Annotated in this window: 2 protein-coding genes; both read left to right on the forward strand. The window is 68.4% G+C overall.

Annotated features, from left to right (window positions below; genetic code table 11):
* Positions 1–115 precede the first annotated feature (115 nt).
* Entirely contained in the window at positions 116–898 is a 783-nt protein-coding gene (locus tag IP86_RS24015) for a thiazole synthase (RefSeq protein ID WP_054164958.1), read from the forward strand.
* Positions 885–1493, forward strand: a complete 609-nt coding sequence (locus IP86_RS24020; protein ID WP_054164959.1) for a thiamine phosphate synthase — start codon at positions 885–887, stop codon at positions 1491–1493. Before IP86_RS24015 ends, IP86_RS24020 begins: the two co-directional genes overlap by 14 nt.
* The last annotated feature ends 63 nt before the right edge of the window (positions 1494–1556 follow it).

The following is a 1556-nucleotide window of genomic DNA, read 5'->3' on the forward strand; positions in this document are numbered from 1 at the left end:
GGGGGGGGGGGGGGGGGGGGGGGGGGGGGTCCCCAGGCACAGAGTGCGCGTCGCCCTCACCCCAGCCCTCTCCCGCAAGCGGGAGAGGGAGTGCGCAGTGCTCGGAGCATAGCCAATGGTGAAATTCTACGATCGCGAGATTTCCTCCCGCCTTCTGATCGGCAGCGCGCTGTATCCGTCGCCCGCGATCATGCAGGACGCGATCCGCGAATCCGGCGCCGAGATCGTCACCGTGTCGCTGCGCCGCGAGGCGGCGGGTGGCAAGGCTGGCGATCAGTTCTGGTCGCTGATCCGCGAGCTCGGCGTCACCGTGCTGCCGAACACCGCCGGCTGCCGCAGCGTGCGCGAGGCGGTGACCACCGCCAAGCTGGCGCGCGAGCTGTTCGCCACGCCGTGGATCAAGCTCGAAGTCATCGCCGACAACGACACGCTGCAGCCCGACGTCGTCGGTCTGGTCGAAGCCGCGCAGATCCTCGCCAAGGACGGCTTCGAAGTGTTCCCCTATTGCACCGAGGACCTCAGCGTCGCCAATCGCCTGGTCGATGCCGGCTGCCGCGTCATCATGCCTTGGGCGGCGCCGATCGGCAGCGCGCGCGGCATTACCAATCGCGATGCGCTGAAGCTGCTACGCGACCGCCTGCCCGATATCACGCTCGTGGTCGACGCCGGCCTCGGCGCGCCGAGCCACGCGGCGGAAGCGCTGGAGCTCGGCTACGACGCCGTGCTGCTCAACACCGCGATCGCCAAGGCCGAAGATCCGGTGGCGATGGCGCGCGCCTTCAAGCTCGCGGTCGAAGCCGGCCGCACCGGTTACGAAGCGGGTCTGATGGGCGCCCGCGATTTCGCCTCGCCCTCCACTCCTGTGATCGGGACCCCGTTCTGGCATGCCGTTTCCTGACCGTTTCTATCCCGTCGTCGACAGCCTCGCCTGGGTCAAACGCCTGGTCGCGCTCGGCGTCGGCACCGTGCAGCTCCGCGCCAAGGAGCTGAACGACGCCGAAGCGCTGCAGCTCGTCACCGATGCGCTCGAGCTGGTGAAGGGCACCTCGACCCGGCTGATCATCAATGATTACTGGCGTGCCGCGATCGTCGCCGGCGCCCAGCATCTGCATCTCGGCCAGGAAGACCTCGCCGAGGCCGACCTGCACGAGATCCGGAGCGCCGGCCTGACGCTCGGCCTCTCGACTCACGACGACGCTGAGCTCGAAACCGCGCTGGCTGCAGAACCGACTTACATCGCGCTCGGCCCGATCTTCCCGACCACGCTGAAATCGATGCGCTTCGCGCCGCAGGGCATCCCGAAAATCACCGAATGGAAGAAGCGCGTCGGCCAGATCCCGCTGATCGCGATCGGCGGCATCAAGCTGGAGCAAGCCGAAGAGATCTTTGCCGCCGGCGCCGACTCGATCGCAGTGGTCAGCGACGTGACGCAGAACGAAGACCCAGACGCCCGCGTCCGCGCCTGGCTGGATGCGACGAAAGAGACGGCGTGAGGACTAGCCCGTGTCCCGGGCGCGGTGCAGCGCGCAGCGCTGCTCCGCAGACCCGGGACCCCG

This window comes from Rhodopseudomonas sp. AAP120 (genome assembly GCF_001295845.1).
Lineage (GTDB): Bacteria > Pseudomonadota > Alphaproteobacteria > Rhizobiales > Xanthobacteraceae > Rhodopseudomonas.